We start from the raw sequence: 18239 nt of genomic DNA, 5'->3' as shown, positions 1-18239 counted from the left end.
AAATTATTAGCATACTAGTACGGAGGTGGAAACAGGTGCCAAAGTATAAACAGCGTGGTGCTCAGACGTATTCGGCAGTTATTGCGGCCGATCGTAAAACCAAGCACCTTTGCAAACGTATCCTCTCCAATCAGATTGCGTTAATCGATCATGCAGATGTGGACGAAATGGCAGCGATTGCATTGCTTGAAGCTGGTGTGAAGGCTGTAATCAATCTCTCCCCCTTCATGACAGGTCACTATCCGGCAGAAGGAGCACGTTGCCTACTGAAAGCAGGTATGCCTTTATTTGAGTGGCAGTCCTTGGAGCGTAAAATCGATTGGATAGAGCAACTGGACGGTTCCTACGTCAGTATTCGAGACCAAGTCCTATTTAGGCATACTCAGGAAAAATGGGAGTGCATGGCTAGTCTGCGTCCTGTCACGATGGAGACGATTCAGCAGAGATGGCTGGAAGCACATGCTCGATTGGATCATACGCTTTCATTGTTTATTGATAATACCCTGCAATACGCAGGGCGCGAGAAGGATCTGTTTTTGAAGCCGCTGTATCCTCTGAAGCTAGCCACACAAATGAATGGAAGACATGTTGTCGTCGTTGTGCGAGGCAAGCACTATAAGGAGGATCTGAATACACTTACCCCGTATATTCGCGAGTGTCGTCCCGTTTTGATTGGGGTCGATGGCGGGGCTGATGCTTTGCTGGAAGCAGGCTATCAACCAGATCTGATCGTGGGGGATATGGACAGTGTAACCGATAAAGCCTTGCGTTGCGGATCGGAAGTAGTCGTTCACGCCTTTCCGAATGGATTTTCGCCAGGCGAGGAACGGTTAAAAAAACTAGGCATTCGCTATTCGCTGTTACCCGCACCTGGTACGAGCGAAGATGTGACGATGCTGCTTGCCTATGAAAATGAAGCGCAATTGATTGTTACAATTGGAACCCACACGAACATGATTGATTTTCTGGAAAAAGGTAGAAAAGGCATGGCAAGTACGCTGTTGGTCCGCACCAAGATTGGACCGAAATTGATAGATGCCAAAGGAGTAAGTCAGCTGTATCAGCCGCGCTGGTCCTGGAAGCTGTGGGGCTGGTGTCTGGCTGCCATGATTGCCCCGATCGGAGCAGCGTTAGCGATTAATCCCATCGCGCGTCATGCAGCCCAAATGCTGTGGATGCAGTGGCGAATCTGGGCGTTTTAGGAGGTACGCATGATTCATTTTCGCTATCATCTTCTAACGTTGGTATCGGTTTTTCTAGCTTTGGGCGTAGGAATTCTGTTAGGTGGAACGGCAGGTCATTCCTGGTTTGCTCTCGGGGAACAGGAAGTGCTGACGAGAATGGAAGCGAAGTATGATCAGGCCTTGAAAAGCAACAACGATTTAAAGCAACAGATGAATCGTATGTTAAAGGAAATCGAACAAAGCAATCAAGATGTGATTCATCTGATGGCAATGCGCTACGCCAATGAGCTGCAGGGGAGCAAGATTTACTACTGGCATGCCCCTGAGCTGAATATGGCGCGAATCTCGCAGGTGATGAACTCTGTTGGCATCGAGCTTGTCCCGTATAAGGAAAAAGGGGCGTTGATAGATGGTCCTCTGCTTTTGTTTGCACCGACGAAACCGGAGTGGTTGAGCCAATTGCCTGAGAAGAGCCGATGGCTGCATGTGGAGCAGGTGCCTCTGACCCCAGCCAGCCAATGGGAGTTGTTGGAAAATGTGCAAAAACTGTTAACCGAAATGAGGATCGAGCATGAAAAAAGTTAGTGTCGTGATCCCGGCCTACAACGAAGCAGAGACGATCGGTTCTACACTTCGGGCGATCCGTGAGCGCTTTTTTTGTGATGAAGTCATAGTTGTAGATGATGGCAGTACCGACGCTACGAGCGATTTGGCAAAAAAATGGGCCGATCTCGTCATTCCTACGCCAACGAACCGAGGAAAAGGGGCAGCGCTGCAAACGGGCTGGCAGCAAGCAAGCGGGGACGTCATACTGCTTCTGGATGCGGACCTGCGAGAGAGTGCAGGAGAAGCTATCCACCTGCTAGGGCCAGTAATGGAGGACAGATGCGATCTGGCAGTAGCCGTTTTGCCCAAGCCCAAAGCAAAGGCGGGGATGGGACTGGCAAAGGGGCTGGCGTATCACGGGATCCGGTATCTGACTGGCTTTGAGACGCATGCTCCACTATCTGGCCAAAGAGCGCTGCGTCGTGAGCTGCTCCATCGTTTAAGGCGATTGGATGGGGGATTTGGTGTGGAAGTCGGGATGACCGTCGACGCTTTGCGTGCAGGATATCGTGTAATGGAAGTTCCTGTGGCATTTCACCATCGTGAGACGGGCAACGACTGGTCTGGGTACCGACATCGAGGAAAGGAATTTGTAGCTATCGGTCGTACCCTATGTCGCAAATGGTGGGAGGGACAAGCTTGGACGCGGAATGGATAACGGCCTTGGTGATCGGAATGGGACTTCCCATTCTCATACAGAGGCCGCTTTTGCCGGTCATGGAACAAAAGCTGTGGCACAAGGGCATGAGAAGAACCAATTTCAGGGGGACAGAGATTGTGACCGCTGGCGGGCTGGTAATTGTGTTCTCGACCATCATGACGGGAGTGATGCTTCTCTTGTTCTTGTTGTCCAAGCAAACAGCGGGTCGGGTTGTACAGGAAGGCGTATGGTTTCATTTGGGGATCGTGTCTATGGCATTCTGGGGCTGGCTGGATGATGCATCGTTGGAAAAAGAGATCAAAGGGTTTCGCGGACATTTTGGAGCATTATGGCGGGAGCGCAAGATGACGAGCGGGTTGTGGAAGGTATGGGGCGGCGGCAGTACGGCGATGTTGATCGCCTATGGACTCACCGATTCATTCTGGTCATGGTTGCTGGGAGCGTGTGTGATTGCCGTCTCGTCCAATCTGCTCAATCTGTTTGATCTCAGACCCGCTCGGGCAATCAAAGTGTTTTGGCTGATCCTGCTGCTGGGAATGATCATGTCCATGCTGTCCGTGTACCCAGTCAGCTACACAAGTGGATGGCTGTGGCTGCTCCCGATCTTTATCTCGACAATTCTGATGTTTCGTCATGATGCAGGCGGCAAAATTATGCTGGGAGATACAGGAGCCAATGTTCTGGGCTTTGCAGCGGGTTTTGCGCTCGTACAGGGGGTCCCATGGCAGGGGCAAGCTGTTCTTTTTATCCTGTTTCTATTTTTGCAAGTTGCATCGGAATTCGTTTCGTTTTCGCAGATCATCGCGGAGGTTAAATGGCTGAAGCGAATCGACAGCTGGGGAAGGTCAGCGGAAGCTGAAAAATAACGAAGAACCAGGCAGTGGATCAGCCTGGTTCTCGTTTTGCTGCCCTTAATCCTCATCATCCGGTTCTGGAATCATGAAGCGGGGCTGTACACGATTTTTTTTGCGTTCGTGGTGCAGGATAAAGCCACCGACGAAGGTGATCGGGATAGCAAAACAAAGTACCCCGAGAATCAGCTTTCCCCATAAAAAGCTGGTATCTGGACCGATGGAATAGAAAAATGCGTCTCGGATCAGCTTGATTCCGTACATGGCGATGGCTGCCGGAATGACCATGATCAAGAGCGCGACCAATTTTTGACCGACCAAGGGTGGTTCACACCTTTCTTTCTTATGCCGGACCCTCACCCGGCATGAGCAAACTAGCTCCGTGATTCTTTACCCATCATATCGGATGCCCTCATGCTTGTCTAGAATCTCAAAGCATTGAGCGAGCGCACGTTAGGGAAGATCGCCTGTCCATCGCGGCAGCATTGGAGTACAATGGAATTCGAGTAAGGGTAAAGTGAGGGAGCGTACCATGCACAAGCTGCTGATCGTAGGGGCCGGACGAGGCGGAACAGCCTTGCTGCGGATGCTCAACCAGATGGAGCGGATGAAGATTGTGGCCGTCGTGGACCGCAGTGAGGATGCGCCAGGATTGGAACTAGCGCGATCCTTTGGGATTCAAGTGGATACCGACTACCATCCGTACCTGGAACCTGATCTGGATGTCATCCTGGAAGCGACGGGTGATTTACAGGAATACGAAAGTCTCAGACGTGTAAAGCCGGAAAAGACAGTGTTGATTCCCGGTACTTTTACACGTATTGTCATGCGCTTGATTCGCGAACGTGACAAGCTGATTGCGGTCATGATGCAAAATCAACGTGAACGGGAGACGATGCTGAACTCTACACACGATGCGATTATCGGCGTGAACCGACATGGCATGATTACGTTGTTTAACAAAGCGGCAGAACGGCTGATGGGTATTGATGCAGCTACGGTTTTGGAAACCAACGTAGCGCAGCGTATACCCAACACACGGTTACATATTGTATTAGAGACAGGCCTGGCAGAATTGAATCAGGAGCAGATTCTGCCGAACAAGACGAGGATCATCACCAATCGTGTTCCTGTGCGCAATGAGCGTGGGGACGTGGTTGGGGCCGTAGCGATTTTTCGCGACAGTACAGAAGTGATGGCGCTAGCCGAGGAAATCACTGATCTCAAAGAGCTTCAAAGTATGCTGGAGGCGATCATCCAATGCTCGGATGAGGCGATATCAGTCGTAGACCAGGACGGGAACGGGCTGATGATCAATCCAGCTTATACGAGACTGACGGGACTGACACCCGAAGAAGTGATCGGAAAGCCAGCTACGGTCGACATTTCCGAGGGAGAAAGCATGCACATGCAGGTGCTCAAAACCCAAAAAGCGGTTCGCGGTGTCCCGATGAAAGTCGGTTCTAAGCGAAAAGACGTTATTGTAAACGTCGCCCCAGTACTCGTGGACGGAACACTCAAGGGCAGTGTCGGTGTCGTTCACGACGTATCCGAATTTAAACGTTTGACGGAAGAGCTGGAGAAGGCGCATCGCATCATTCGCACGTTGGAGGCAAAGTATTCATTTGCCGATATTATCGGACTGAGTGAATCCATGCATGCTGCCATCGAACAAGCGAAAAGGGCTGCGCTGACACCCGCGACGGTTTTGCTCAGAGGTGAGTCAGGGACTGGGAAAGAGCTGTTTGCCCACGCGATTCACAACGAGAGCGTGCGGAAGTACAAGCCATTTATCCGGGTCAACTGCGCTGCTATCTCGGAAAGCTTGCTGGAAAGCGAGCTGTTCGGATACGAAGAGGGGGCATTTACCGGTGCGCGCCGCGGGGGGAAAAGAGGGCTTTTTGAAGAAGCCAATGGAGGAACGATCTTTTTAGATGAGATCGGTGAGCTGTCGATGAGTATGCAGGTCAAACTGCTACGAGTTCTGCAAGAGCGTGAAATCGTTCGGGTCGGCGGGACTAAGCCCATCGAAATTGATGTTCGTGTGATTACCGCGACACATGTGAATTTGGAATCCGCTATTCAATCAGGTCGTTTTCGCGAAGACCTCTACTATCGGCTTCACGTCATTCCCATTTACATTCCACCACTGCGCCAACGCGTGGATGACATCTATCCGTTGGCCATGCATTTATTGCGTAAAGACAATCTGGAATACGGGCGAAACGTGGAGGAAATCGATCCGGAGACGATGCAGATCCTGCATTCCTATCAATGGCCAGGCAACGTACGCGAGCTGGAAAATGTCCTGGGCAGAGCGATGATTCATATGCGGCTACATGAGAGAGTCATTTTGCCAGAGCATTTGCCGCCGCTGGAACGAAAGGTGGCGAATGCTACGGCTGTTCAACATCAGGAGGACGTGAGCAGTACAGGGATCACGCTGAAGGAAGCCGTCGAAGAGGCGGAGAGGAACCACATCCGCAAAGAGCTTCTTGCGGCAAACGGAAATCGCACACTTGCAGCAAAACGCTTGGGAATTGCCATTCGGAGCTTGTATTACAAAATGGAGAAACTGGGTATAACGGAAGACGAGAGATAATCACCAACAAAAGTGCGCAATAAATTGCATGCATGTTTTTGCTTAAGCATGCAATAAATTGCACATCCATCTTATCCTGTCGGTATCAATCCCCCTTGAAATAAAGCGCTTTCACGGATGTTGTATTCTTGGCACGACATTTGCAATAGCTAACAGAGGGTAAGATTTCTCATTTGCTAACCACAATGCTTTCATCTACGAATGTAGCGGAGAACGAATGATACTAGGGAGGTTTCTTCATTGAACATCTTTGATTACATGCAAAAATACGACTACGAACAGCTGGTGTTTTGCCAAGACGAGAACTCTGGTCTGAAAGCCATCATTTGTATTCATGATACGACTCTGGGGCCAGCATTGGGTGGTACGCGCATGTGGCCGTATAAAACAGAAGAGGAAGCGATTGTTGACGTGCTGCGATTGGCACGTGGCATGACGTATAAGAACGCAGCGGCAGGATTGAATATCGGTGGAGGGAAAGCAGTCATTATCGGGGACCCTCGCCAACACAAGAGCGAAGAAATGTTCCGGGCGTTTGGTCGATATATTCAAGGCTTGAATGGGCGCTACATCACAGCAGAAGACGTAGGCACTACTGTAGCGGATATGGATCTGATCCATTTGGAGACCGATTACGTCACGGGTGTTTCGCCTGCCTTTGGTTCCAGTGGCAACCCATCCCCTGTTACGGCATACGGCGTGTACAGAGGGATGAAAGCAGCTGCCAAGCTGGCTTACGGTAGCGATGACCTTTCCGGCCGTGTAGTGGCTGTTCAAGGCGTAGGCAACGTAGCCTACAATCTCTGCCGTCACCTGCATGAAGAGGGAGCCCACTTGATCGTGACAGACATCAACGAAGAAAATGTGAATCGCGCCGTGAAAGATTTCGGTGCCAAAGCAGTCGGTGTGAATGAGATTTTCAGTGTGGACTGCGATATTTTCTCTCCTTGTGCTTTGGGAGCCATCATCAATGACGATACGATTCCATTGCTCAAAGCGAAGGTGATTGCGGGAGCTGCCAACAATCAGCTGAAGGAAGAGCGTCATGGAGATGTCATCCACGAAATGGGGCTGATCTATGCTCCGGATTATGTGATCAATGCAGGTGGAGTCATCAATGTCGCGGATGAGCTGCAAGGCTACAACCGTGAACGTGCTTTGAAAAAAGTAGAGACGATCTACGACAATATCCTGCGTGTCTTTGAAATTGCACAGCGCGATGGCATGCCTTCCTACAAGGCGGCTGACCGCATGGCAGAAGAAAGAATTGCACGTGTTGCTAAATCGCGTAATACTTTCCTGCAAAATGGCAAGACTGTTTATCATCGTTAATTTTTCGAAGCTTTCATTCCCTGACTGCGAGACCGACCTTTGATTCCGTAGTCAGGGTTTACATACGCTACGTTCTTTGAATATTCATACTAGCTATCCAAAAAATAGGGACTTCTCAAGCAGCGCCGATGATACCGCTCTGTGGCTCGCATGATGAAAGGGGTTATCGAAATGTCTCAGGAGTTTGATCTAGTTGTCCTCGGTGGAGGGACTGGCGGATATGTAGCAGCGATTCGCGCCTCCCAATTAGGAATGAAGGTCGCGATTGTCGAGAAGGAAAAGCTGGGTGGAACCTGCCTGCATCGAGGCTGCATCCCCTCCAAGGCTCTACTGCGCAGTGCAGAAGTGTTTGCTACCTTGAAGGAAAGTGATAAATACGGGGTACTCGCAGGTCAAGTGAGCTATGACTTCGGGAAGGTGCAAGAGCGCAAACACTCGATTATTGACCAATTGCATAAGGGTGTTCAATACCTGATGAAAAAAGGGAGCATCACGATCTTTGAAGGCTTCGGTCGCGTCATGGGACCGTCGATCTTTTCTCCTCAGGCTGGCGCCGTGCGAATTGAAAAGGAAAATGGCGATCAAGAGATGATCGTTCCACGCTTTCTCATGATTGCGACTGGTTCCCGCCCGCGTACCTTGCCAGGCTTGGTCATCGACGGTTCACAGGTTGTGACGAGCGATGAAGCACTGGAGTGGGGAGAGCTGCCGAAGTCCGTCGTGATTGTGGGCGGCGGCGTGATCGGGATTGAATGGGCTTCCATGCTCGGCGATTTTGGCGTTGAGGTAACCGTCGTTGAGTACGCTGACCGGATTCTGCCTACTGAAGACGAGGAAGTCAGCAGAGAAATGGCTCGCTTGTTGAAAAAACGGAAGATCCAGGTCGTTACGGGTGCCAAGGTGTTGGCTGAATCGGTGGAAAAAAGGGAAGGAATGGTCAAGATTCAAGCAGAGACGGCAAATGGTGTGCAAACCTTTGAAGCTGTCAAAATTCTTGTTTCTGTCGGTCGTCAGGCCAATGTAGAGAACCTTGGATTGGAAGCGACAGAAATCAAGGTAGAAAAAGGCGCTATCGTCGTAAACGAACATTTTCAGACTGCAGAATCCCATATTTATGCGATCGGTGACGTAATCGGTGGATTGCAGCTGGCCCATGTCGCATCCCATGAAGGCATTTTGGCAGTCGAGCATATGGCTGGACTGATGCCGCACCCGATGGACTACTCGCAAGTGCCAAAATGTACGTATAGCCGTCCTCAGGTGGCAAATGTCGGTTGGACGGAAAAAGAAGCCAAGGCCAAGGGCTATGAAGTGAAGGTAGGTAAATTCAGCTTCAAGTCACTGGGAAAAGCGTTGATTGAGGGTGAGAATGACGGCTTCGTCAAATTAGTGGTAGACGCGAATACCAACGATCTACTCGGTGTTCACATGATTGGTCCACATGTGACGGATATGATCTCGGAAGCAGGTCTTGCACGCGTACTTGATGCAACACCGTGGGAGATCGGACAGACGATCCATCCTCACCCGACCCTTTCTGAAGCGATCATGGAAGCGGCCCTCGCCGTTGACGGAAAAGCGATTCACAATTAGCAAAGGAGGAATCCGACGATGACAAGCAAACGCCATGAAGAAGTAGGCTTGACTGACGCACAGGTGCTCGATATGTATTATTACATGCTGCTGGCGCGCAAAATTGATGAGCGCCAATGGCTGTTGAACAGGGCTGGCAAGGTGCCATTCGTCATTTCATGCCAAGGGCAGGAGGCTGCACAGGTGGGAGCTGCTTTCGCTCTTCAGCCAAACAAAGACTTCCTGTGTCCTTACTACCGTGATCTTGGTCTCGTTCTTGTTTTCGGGCAGACCGCACGTGATTGCATGCTGTCCGCCTTTGCCAAAGCAGAAGACCCAAACAGCGGTGGGCGACAGATGCCGGGCCATTTTGGAGGCAAGAAATTCAACATCATGTCGGGGTCCAGTCCTGTGACCACGCAGGTGCCGCATGCAGTAGGTATTGCTTTGGCAGGAAGAATGAGGCAGGAAGACTTCGTCGTGTACACGTCTTTTGGCGAAGGCTCCAGCAACCAGGGCGACTTCCATGAAGGGGCCAACTTTGCGGGCGTTCACAAGCTGCCTGTCATCTTTTTTTGTGAAAATAACAAGTACGCCATCTCTGTTCCTCTGAAAAAACAGCTGGCTTGCGAGAGTGTCGCGGACCGTGCGATTGGGTACGGATTTCCAGGCTACAGCGTGGATGGAAACGATCCAATCGAGGTGTATCGCGTGATGAAGGAAGCGGTCACACGTGCCCGCAATGGGGAAGGGCCTACGTTGATCGAAGCGGTCATGTACCGTCTCGTTCCTCATTCCAGTGACGATGACGACCGCGTATATCGGACTCGTGAGGAAGTGGAAGAAGCGAAAAAGAAAGATCCGTTGATCGTGTTTGCGGCGTATTTGAAAGACATCGGATTGCTGGATGAAGCGACGGAAAAAGATATGCTGGCACGCGTTCAGCTGGAAGTGGATGAAGCGACGGAATATGCAGAACAAGCACCATATCCAACGCCTGAATCGACACTTACTCACGTATACGGGGAATAGGAGGGATTCGGATGGCAGTCATCTCATATATTGATGCGATTACAATGGCGATGCGAGAAGAGATGCGTCGCGATTCCAATGTATTTGTACTCGGTGAAGACGTCGGAGTGCGCGGCGGCGTATTCCGAGCCACTGTGGGGTTGATCGAGGAATTTGGTGAAGAGCGTGTCATTGATACACCGCTTGCTGAATCCGCGATTGTCGGTGTAGGAATCGGTGCTGCTGCTTACGGCATGCGTCCGATTGCCGAGATTCAATTCGCCGATTTCATCATGCCAGCCGTCAATCAGATCGTCAGTGAAGCAGCCAAGATGCGATACCGCTCCAACAATGACTGGACGTGTCCGATAACGATCCGAGCTCCGTTTGGCGGTGGAGTGCACGGGGCGCTCTACCACTCCCAGTCTGTTGAAGCTATGTTTACCAATATTCCAGGGTTAAAAGTCGTTGCTCCATCTACACCTTATGATGCAAAAGGCTTGCTGAAGGCTGCGATTCGGGATGAGGATCCTGTCCTCTTTTTTGAACATAAACGCTGCTATCGTTTGATCAAAGGCGAAGTTCCTGATCATGATTACGTCGTTCCGATCGGAAAAGCAGACGTCAAGCGGGAAGGCAGCGACATTACGGTCATTTCTTACGGTCTTGCCCTGCATTTCTGCCTGCAGGCAGCAGAGAAGCTGGCTCAGGAAGGGATCAGCGCCCATGTGCTGGATCTGCGTACACTCTATCCGCTGGATAAAGAAGCGATTGCACAGGCAGCGTCCAAAACAGGGAAGGTGCTGATCGTTCACGAGGACAACAAGGAAGGTGGCGTAGGCGGTGAAGTTGCCGCGATCATTGCGGAACAGTGCCTCTTTGATCTGGACGCACCAATCAAGCGTCTGTGCGGACCTGATGTGCCAGCGATGCCATACAGCCCGCCAATGGAAAAATTCTTTATGCTCAACCCGGATAAAGTATATGAAGCAATGAAGGAATTGGCCCATTATTAAAGGCGAGGAGGAGCAAACAGCATGGCGACTAAAGTTCTCATGCCCCAGCTCGGTGAGAGTGTGACCGAGGGTACCATCAGCAAATGGCTGGTGAGTGTGGGCGACACCGTAAACAAATACGATCCGCTGGCAGAAGTCAGCACAGACAAGGTAAATGCCGAGGTGCCCTCTACAGTCGCGGGCCGCGTGACTGAAATTGTAGTGGCAGAAGGCGAGACTGTAGCCATCGGAACCTTGATTCTATATATAGAAGAAAGTGGTTCAGCCGATAGCAACAGTTCGACTGCCAATACCCAACAAAAGGAGACTGCGCCTCAACCTCAGACGGAAAGTAAACCAGCTGCGGTAGAACAGGTAAGTTCGTCACCGATTGCTAAAAAGGGTGAAGATGGATCGAAGCCGCGTTATTCTCCCGCGGTCATGCTTCTTTCCCAACAGCATAGCATCGACTTGACGCGTGTGAGTGGAACTGGAATGGGAGGGCGCGTAACCCGCAAGGACGTGCAAGCCATTATTGATGCAGGTGGGCAGCAACCGGCAGCTACACCACTATCGGACAGTGCTGTGCTTGAGCCGGTTTCAGCTCCAACTCCGGTCTCAAGGCCCGCAAGCTTCGACATGGCTTCGGCTCCCGGGGACGACATCATCCCTGTGACATCGGTGCGCAAAACGATTGCCAGCCGTATGGTGCAAAGCAAGCACGACGCGCCACATGCCTGGACGATGGTGGAGGTGGATGTAACGAATCTCGTCAACTTCCGAAACCAGGCAAAAGACGATTTCAAACGCAAAGAAGGCCTCAACCTGACTTTCTTGCCGTTCTTCATCAAGGCAGTCGTGGAGTCCCTCAAAGAATTTCCAATGATCAATTCCACCTGGGCAGGCGACAAGATTATCGTCAAGAAAGACATCAACATTTCCATCGCGGTCGCGACCGAGGACGCGCTCTATGTACCGGTCATCAAAAATGCAGATCAGAAGTCCATTCTTGGCATTGCCAAGTCCGTTGACGATCTGGCAGCTCGCAGCCGTGCTGGGAAATTGACCATGGATGACATGTCAGGCGGGACCTTTACCGTCAATAATACCGGATCATTCGGTTCAGTCTTGTCCATGCCGATCATCAATTCACCACAAGCAGCGATCCTCAGTGTAGAAGCGATCGTCAAACGGCCAGTCATCATTGACGATATGATCGCCGTTCGCTCGATGGTCAACCTGTGCCTGTCACTGGATCACCGCGTGCTGGACGGCCTGATCTGCGGTCGCTTCCTGCAAAGCGTCAAGCAACGTCTGGAGAGCATCGGCCCGGATACCAAATTATATTAATATCCAAGCAAAAAACCAGGTTGGAAAGCAGCCTGGTTTTTTTGCGTTGGCCCACTATTTTCTGATGAACAGATTTCCTCTATTCAATGAATATGGTAAACTTGTAAAGATCATCGAATGAATGGAAGATTATTGGCAATTTTGGGAGGAAAATCATGAAAAAGAACAAGAAGCCGATTTCGATTGTTATGGCAACAGCACTTATAACTACTTCTTTGGCTGTCGCGCCTCAAGCTCTTGCTGTGGACGATGTAAGTGTAGAGGCGTTAGATTCAAACGGTGTGGATGAAGACTCCGACTACGAAATCACCTTTACATTGGAAGAGGATTTGGATTCCGGTGAAGAGATCATCATTACGTTTGACGATGATTTTCAGATTAGTAAAAGCATTTCGAAGAGCAATGTAAAAGTCGAGGGGAAAGCGCCGAAAAGTGTCAGCTTTGACTCGAAGAACAATGAAATTACCATTACGGTAAATACGAGCTATGACGAGGGTGATGACATCGAGGTCGTCATAAGCGATGTGATTACCAACCCGGATACCAAAGGTGAATATCGTGTTGATGTAGAGACGGAAAATGAAACCTCTGACTACGCGAAGGTTTCCATTGGATCCAAAAGCAGCAGTAGTAGCAAAGATTTCAGTGTGGAACTCGACTCTACAAAAGCAGGAGAAAAAACAGCGATTGAGCTTGGCGATTTTGATCTGAAGGGTAGCGACAAGCTGAAGACGGGAAATGTCATCACAGTTATTTTCCCTGATGCAGACATGCTGCCGCGGAGCTTGGATGAGGCAGACGTCAAAGTGAACGGTTACGTAGTGAAGGACGTATCGATCGACGATGATGAAGTCGAAATCGAAGTTCCGAGTGGTGCAAATAACAAGGATTATATTAACCTGGAATTCCTGAAAGCAGGAGGCATCAAAAATCCTTCCAACGGCGATTACACCTTTAAGATCAAATACGAAGGCGTTACATACCAGTCTGAAAAATTTTCGATCAAAGGAACAGGCTCCAGTAGTTCATCTACTGCCAGCTCCTTCACCGTGAGTCTTTCTGATCCGACAGCGGGAGCTCGCACCAGTTATTCCTTTGAAGCCGATTTCGGTAACAAGCAGTTGAACCCGGACGAGCAGTTCACCATTGAGTTTCCGAGTGCAGATATGATTCCGGGCATTATTTCTGCTGAAGACTTCACCATTAATGGAAAAACAGCCAAGCGGGTTGGAGCGACAGGTAGCAAAGTGTATGTAACAACGCCGAGCAACTTCAGCAAATCCAGCACAGTTAAGGTAAACATTGGCTTCGGAGCATGGATTTCCAATCCGAAGGCAGCGGGTACGTATAACCTGAAAATGACCGTGGATGGACGTACAGTAACTTCCAAGGATTTTACCGTGACAGGATCAACTGTCAATCCTGCTCCAGTAACGCCGACTTCACCTGCAGCACCAACCACACCACAAACCGGCACACCAGCAGCTGTCAATAACAACAGCACGGCAACCATTGCACTCGGAACAACCGCTATGGGTGCAGCAACCGGTCTGACCGTATCAATCAAAAACATGGGTGCAGCCCTGACTAAACAACGTGATTTTATTGAACTAGTTTTCCCGGCTGGCTATACCGTCCCAGCTTATATCGCTCCAGCCAACATCACTGTTAACGGCGCAGCAGCTAATTTTGTTGCTGTGCGTGGCCAGAACGTATTGGTATACCCTGCACAAGACCTTCCAGCATCAGGAGCAGCGACAGTCGTTATCAGTGCTGGCGCCAACATCATCAACCCAAAGGTGAAAAATACGTATAGCATCAGTGTTTTCACTTCCGAAGAAAAAGGATTGCTTTTCGCCCGTGCAGTCGGAGTCGGAATGCCAGCTCCAGCACTGCCAGCACAACCAGCGCCTGCCCCAGCACCAGCAACGCCTGCTGCCCCAGCAGCGCAGCCATCAGCCGCTGTACCAGCCAATGCTGCGTTGTTCAAGCTGAATACGAACAGCTACACCTTGCACGGCAAAACCCATCAGCTGCAAGTAGCTCCCTATTTGGCCAATGGCAATACCACGATGGTACCAGCTCAATTCTTCAAGGAAGGTCTGGCGCTGACGACGCAGTGGAACAACCAAACCGTTGCGATCATCAGTGGAACCAAAGTACTTCGCTTCACGGTTGGTTCCAATAAAGCCAAAATCGGCAACGAGGAGCACACCTTGACGGCACCGGTTGCGTTGAAAGATGGCATGCCGATGATTCCGGTTCGTTTTGTAACGGATAATCTGGGTTATAAAGTAGGCTGGGATGCACAAACCTCCAGTGTGTATGTATACCGCTAGAACCAGCGTATAATAAAATGAGAGAACCCCCTTTCTTAGAAGAAGGGGGTTCGTTTTTTTAGATCCTTTTAACTACCATGGAAAGTAGAAAAACATGGGCACCACCAGAGAGATGACCAAGATGACGATCATGGCTTTGGCAACGACAGATTGTTTCAAAACGCGTGACCTCCTTATAGGCATAAATGGACAATGGCGTGGGAAAATAGCAAGCTTCCAAGTGGAATGTGTCGGTATATACGCACACGGCTGTGCTAGAATTGATATGGGGAGACTACAAACAGATTGTACCCAACTGTTTTCATAGTGGCAACCTGTCCAGCGAGTTTTTACAAAATTGTTGATGTTGCTGCGCGGAAATTTGCATAACCTATATGAAAGTGAAAAGGATGAGCATTGATGAAAGCACCGAATAAGATCGCCCATATCGGGATTGCAGTGAAAAGTATTGAAGAAACCCTGCCTTTTTACACGGAACAACTGGGATTGACTCTTCTGGGAATGGAGGAAGTACCGAGCGAGCAAGTGAAAGTAGCTTTTCTGGAGATCGGGGAGAGCCGGATCGAGCTGCTGGAGCCGCTTTCTGTAGAAAGTCCAATCGCCAAATTCATGGAGAAGCGCGGAGAAGGTATTCATCACATCGCACTCGATGTAGACAATGTAGAGGAGCGACTGGAGCGATTGAAGGAGAACGGTATTCCGCTCATTCACGAAAAACCAAAAGAGGGTGCGCACAACGCGCAAATTGCGTTCTTGCATCCGAAGGCAGCGAAAGGAGTATTGGTGGAGCTCTGTCAATACCCACATTAAGAGCATAGGGGGAATTCCAGGCATGAGTGAAGGGATGTACAACAAAATCAATGAGATGTACGAGCGGAAAAGAGTGGTAGAGCTTGGCGGTGGCGACGATCGGATTACCGCCCAGCACAACCGTGGCAAACTAACCGCGAGAGAACGTCTGGATCTTTTGTTGGATGAGGAATCATTCGTGGAGCTGCAACCCTTCGTCAAGCATCGGGCTACCCACTTTAACATGGACAGGCTGGAAGCGCCGGGAGAGGGAGTCGTTACCGGCTATGGGAAAATCAACGGTCGACTCGTGTATGTTTTTGCTCAGGATTTCACGGTGTTCGGTGGCGCACTGGGCGAGATGCACGCCAAGAAAATTGCCAACATCATGGATTTAGCGGCGAAAAACGGTGCGCCTGTGATTGGTCTCAATGATTCTGGTGGAGCGCGAATTCAAGAAGGTGTCGTCTCCTTGGATGGATACGGACACATCTTTTATCGAAATGCGATCTATTCCGGGGTCATACCGCAGATATCGGTCATTCTGGGACCCTGCGCGGGAGGAGCCGTATACTCCCCTGCGATAACCGATTTTGTCTTCATGGTAGAAAAGACTTCACAAATGTTTATTACGGGGCCAAAAGTGATTGAAACCGTGACGGGAGAAAAAATTTCAAGCGAGGATCTGGGCGGAGCATCGATTCATTCCTCGATCAGCGGGAATGCCCACTTCACTGGCGAAACAGAGGTAGAGGTATTGGAGCAAGTGCGTAACCTCCTGCAATATTTACCCCAGAACAACCAGGAAAAGCCGCCGCATCTGTCCTACACGGGCGATGACGGAGAGTGGCTTGAGGAACTCATCGAACTGGTTCCTGTGGCGGGCACGAAAGTATACGATGTCAAAAAGGTGCTGGAAACCATCGTGGACGAAGGCAGCTTCTTGGAGGTTCAACCCCAGTTCGCGCGAAATATTGTAGTGGGATTTGGTCGGATTGAAGGGGAGAGCGTCGGGCTGATTGCCAACCAGCCGAAAGTGATGGCGGGAGGCCTGGATATCGATTCCTCTGACAAGCTAGCCCGATTTATTCGCACGTGTGACGCCTTCCAGATTCCATTGATCACCTTTGTGGATGTGACAGGCTTTTTCCCCGGAATCAATCAGGAGCACGGAGGAATCATTCGGCATGGCGCAAAAATCTTGTACGCGTACTCTGAAGCGACTGTGCCCAAAATCAGCGTGATTACGCGCAAAGCCTATGGTGGAGCCTATGTTGCGCTCAACTCGAAAGCAATCGGAGCAGATGTGGTGTATGCTTGGCCGAATGCCGAAATCGCGGTCATGGGACCTGAGGGCGCTGCGAATATTATTTTCTCCCGGGAGATCGAGCAAAGTCCGAATCCTGTAGAAATGAGACAAGCCAAAATTGACGAGTATCGCGAGAAGTTCGCCAATCCATACGTGGCTGCAGAACATGGCATGGTCGATGATGTGATCGATCCGAGAGAAACGCGAAAATACCTGAAGCGTTCGCTGGAAATGCTGCGTACCAAGCAGGAAGAACGTCCTGCAAAAAAACACGGAAATATCCCGCTGTAAGCGAGAGAGCATGGTCGAAAAAATTTTTTTGCTGTATACTGGAACTTGCATGTACATACTAAAAAACGGATTTGAGAACTGGAGGAAGGGCCTGTGATTAATCAGGAGCGTGTGTTGAACGAGTTTTTGGAACTCGTACAAATTGACAGCGAAACAAAAAACGAAGCACAGATTAATAAAGTGCTCAAGGAAAAGCTGATCGAGATGGGCTTTACCGTTGAAGAGGATGATGCAGCTGCAAAAACCGGACACGGTGGGAACAACCTCATCGCTACACTGGAAGGTACAGCCAATGGTCCTGCCATCCTGTTCAGCAGCCATATGGATACGGTCGTTCCGGGTAATGGAATCAAACCGCAAATCCGCGATGGCTACATCTATTCGGATGGAACCACGATCCTCGGTGCAGACGACAAAGCGGGTATTGCAGCGATTTTCGAGGGCATTCGCACCTTGAAAGAACAGAATTTGCCGCATCCAACGATCCAGGTCGTCCTTACGGTAGGGGAAGAATCCGGATTGGTCGGTTCCCGTGCGATGGATTCCAGTCTGCTGAAAGCCGAAATGGGCTTCATTCTGGACTCGGAAGGACCTGTAGGCAAAATTACGGTTGCAGGTGCCGGACAATACCGCATCGTCACCAAAATTCATGGAAAAGCAGCCCACGCTGGTGTGAATCCGGAAGATGGAGTCAGCGCTATTACGGTCGCTAGCAAGGCTATTTCCCGGATGCCATTGGGTCGCATCGATGAAGACACGACGGCAAACATTGGCCGTTTTGAGGGTGGAAAAGCGTATAATATCGTGACGGATTACGTTGAAGTCTGGTCCGAAGCACGAAGCCTCGTCATGGACAAATTGGAAGCGCAAGTGAAAAAAATGACGACTGCATTTGAGGAAGCAGCAGCCGAAATGGGTGCGACTTGCGAGAATGATGTCATCTTCATGTATCACGGATACAAGTACAGTGAAGAAACGCCTGTCGTTCAAAAAGCGATTGCCGCAGTTGAGAGCATCGGACGTAATCCTGAACTGGTTGCGAGCGGTGGCGGAAGTGACGGCAACGTGTTTAACGGCTACAATGTACCGAGTGTAAACTTCGCGATTGGCTATGAAGAGATTCATACCAAAAACGAGCGTATGCCGATCTCGGAATTAAACAAGGCAGCTGAACTGGTTCTGGCTGTGATCCAAGCCGTACAAAAATAAACATAAGGTCGGGATTCTCATAAGGGAATCCCGACTTTTTTTTCAACGCATGTTTGGGTCAAGCATGCCGGTACATACACTAGGGAGAAGAGTAGCGTTATGCAGTCTGTATGGCAAAAATCAACCTTTCTAGATGAA

General features: G+C 50.1%; 15 protein-coding genes. 14 read left to right on the top strand and 1 reads right to left on the bottom strand.

Translation table 11 applies throughout. From position 1 onward, the window contains the following. Positions 1-35: 35 nt before the first annotated feature. Genes steA through EDM52_RS07635 form a run of 4 tightly spaced genes read left to right on the top strand, consistent with a single transcriptional unit; the run spans position 36 to position 3317 of the window. A complete protein-coding gene (gene steA / locus EDM52_RS07650; protein WP_122908411.1) occupies positions 36-1202 on the top strand; it encodes a putative cytokinetic ring protein SteA in 1167 nt (388 codons plus the stop codon). A 9-nt stretch (positions 1203-1211) separates the two neighbouring features. Continuing rightward, entirely contained in the window at positions 1212-1769 is a 558-nt protein-coding gene (locus EDM52_RS07645; protein ID WP_122908410.1) for a copper transporter, read from the top strand. Next, positions 1756-2448 (top strand): glycosyltransferase family 2 protein, encoded by a 693-nt coding sequence (locus EDM52_RS07640; protein ID WP_122908409.1) that lies wholly within the window; start codon positions 1756-1758, stop codon positions 2446-2448. Before EDM52_RS07645 ends, EDM52_RS07640 begins: the two co-directional genes overlap by 14 nt. Next, positions 2430-3317, top strand: a complete 888-nt coding sequence (locus tag EDM52_RS07635) for a UDP-N-acetylmuramyl pentapeptide phosphotransferase (RefSeq protein WP_122908408.1) — start codon at positions 2430-2432, stop codon at positions 3315-3317. The genes EDM52_RS07640 and EDM52_RS07635 overlap by 19 nt, the downstream gene beginning before the upstream one ends. Positions 3318-3362: 45 nt before the next feature. Here EDM52_RS07635 and EDM52_RS07630 read toward each other — a convergent pair whose 3' ends face one another. Further along, positions 3363-3623: a DUF2627 domain-containing protein gene (locus EDM52_RS07630; protein ID WP_122908407.1), complete on the bottom strand. Its 261-nt coding sequence runs from the start codon at positions 3621-3623 to the stop codon at positions 3363-3365. Positions 3624-3834: 211 nt separating this feature from the next. Here EDM52_RS07630 and EDM52_RS07625 point away from each other — a divergent pair, with 211 nt between their 5' ends. From EDM52_RS07625 to EDM52_RS07580, 10 genes are all read left to right on the top strand, one after another. Beyond that, on the top strand, positions 3835-5904 hold the full coding sequence (locus EDM52_RS07625; protein ID WP_122908406.1) for a sigma 54-interacting transcriptional regulator: 2070 nt from the start codon (positions 3835-3837) through the stop codon (positions 5902-5904). 240 nt (positions 5905-6144) lie between these two features. Beyond that, the gene (gene bcd, locus EDM52_RS07620) at positions 6145-7236 is read left to right on the top strand and encodes a branched-chain amino acid dehydrogenase (RefSeq protein WP_122908405.1); all 1092 of its coding nucleotides are present in this window, start codon (positions 6145-6147) and stop codon (positions 7234-7236) included. 171 nt (positions 7237-7407) lie between these two features. Continuing rightward, entirely contained in the window at positions 7408-8829 is a 1422-nt protein-coding gene (gene lpdA / locus EDM52_RS07615) for a dihydrolipoyl dehydrogenase (RefSeq protein ID WP_122908404.1), read from the top strand. 18 nt (positions 8830-8847) lie between these two features. Further along, positions 8848-9840, top strand: coding sequence for a thiamine pyrophosphate-dependent dehydrogenase E1 component subunit alpha (locus EDM52_RS07610; protein WP_122908403.1), 993 nt, complete (start codon positions 8848-8850; stop codon positions 9838-9840). 11 nt (positions 9841-9851) lie between these two features. After that, a complete protein-coding gene (locus EDM52_RS07605; protein ID WP_122908402.1) occupies positions 9852-10835 on the top strand; it encodes an alpha-ketoacid dehydrogenase subunit beta in 984 nt (327 codons plus the stop codon). A gap of 21 nt (positions 10836-10856) precedes the next feature. Further along, entirely contained in the window at positions 10857-12164 is a 1308-nt protein-coding gene (locus tag EDM52_RS07600; protein WP_122908401.1) for a dihydrolipoamide acetyltransferase family protein, read from the top strand. A gap of 155 nt (positions 12165-12319) precedes the next feature. Continuing rightward, the gene (locus EDM52_RS07595; RefSeq protein ID WP_122908400.1) at positions 12320-14503 is read left to right on the top strand and encodes a copper amine oxidase N-terminal domain-containing protein; all 2184 of its coding nucleotides are present in this window, start codon (positions 12320-12322) and stop codon (positions 14501-14503) included. Between the two features lie 399 nt (positions 14504-14902). Further along, positions 14903-15313 carry a methylmalonyl-CoA epimerase gene (gene mce, locus EDM52_RS07590; protein ID WP_122908399.1) on the top strand — a complete coding sequence of 137 codons (411 nt, stop codon included), beginning with the start codon at positions 14903-14905 and terminating at the stop codon, positions 15311-15313. Positions 15314-15335: 22 nt separating this feature from the next. Then, on the top strand, positions 15336-16892 hold the full coding sequence (locus EDM52_RS07585) for an acyl-CoA carboxylase subunit beta (RefSeq protein ID WP_122908398.1): 1557 nt from the start codon (positions 15336-15338) through the stop codon (positions 16890-16892). Between the two features lie 93 nt (positions 16893-16985). Then, positions 16986-18101, top strand: a complete 1116-nt coding sequence (locus tag EDM52_RS07580) for a M20/M25/M40 family metallo-hydrolase (RefSeq protein ID WP_122908397.1) — start codon at positions 16986-16988, stop codon at positions 18099-18101. The last annotated feature ends 138 nt before the right edge of the window (positions 18102-18239 follow it).

This window comes from Brevibacillus invocatus, from assembly GCF_003710915.1.
GTDB classification, from domain to species: Bacteria; Bacillota; Bacilli; order Brevibacillales; family Brevibacillaceae; genus Brevibacillus; species Brevibacillus invocatus.
The sequence above is the reverse complement of the archived record's forward strand: the minus strand, read 5'-3'. Positions and strand labels throughout refer to the sequence as shown.

What these genes read in the sequence shown, in the direction of transcription:
- lpdA (WP_122908404.1), top strand. Translation starts at nt 7,408, where the DNA reads ATGTCTCAGGAGTTTGATCTAGTTGTCCTCGGTGGAGGGACTGGCGGA.
- EDM52_RS07600 (WP_122908401.1), top strand. Translation starts at nt 10,857, where the DNA reads ATGGCGACTAAAGTTCTCATGCCCCAGCTCGGTGAGAGTGTGACCGAG.
- EDM52_RS07625 (WP_122908406.1), top strand. Translation starts at nt 3,835, where the DNA reads ATGCACAAGCTGCTGATCGTAGGGGCCGGACGAGGCGGAACAGCCTTG.
- EDM52_RS07585 (WP_122908398.1), top strand. Translation starts at nt 15,336, where the DNA reads ATGAGTGAAGGGATGTACAACAAAATCAATGAGATGTACGAGCGGAAA.
- EDM52_RS07610 (WP_122908403.1), top strand. Translation starts at nt 8,848, where the DNA reads ATGACAAGCAAACGCCATGAAGAAGTAGGCTTGACTGACGCACAGGTG.
- EDM52_RS07640 (WP_122908409.1), top strand. Translation starts at nt 1,756, where the DNA reads ATGAAAAAAGTTAGTGTCGTGATCCCGGCCTACAACGAAGCAGAGACG.
- EDM52_RS07645 (WP_122908410.1), top strand. Translation starts at nt 1,212, where the DNA reads ATGATTCATTTTCGCTATCATCTTCTAACGTTGGTATCGGTTTTTCTA.
- EDM52_RS07605 (WP_122908402.1), top strand. Translation starts at nt 9,852, where the DNA reads ATGGCAGTCATCTCATATATTGATGCGATTACAATGGCGATGCGAGAA.
- EDM52_RS07595 (WP_122908400.1), top strand. Translation starts at nt 12,320, where the DNA reads ATGAAAAAGAACAAGAAGCCGATTTCGATTGTTATGGCAACAGCACTT.
- mce (WP_122908399.1), top strand. Translation starts at nt 14,903, where the DNA reads ATGAAAGCACCGAATAAGATCGCCCATATCGGGATTGCAGTGAAAAGT.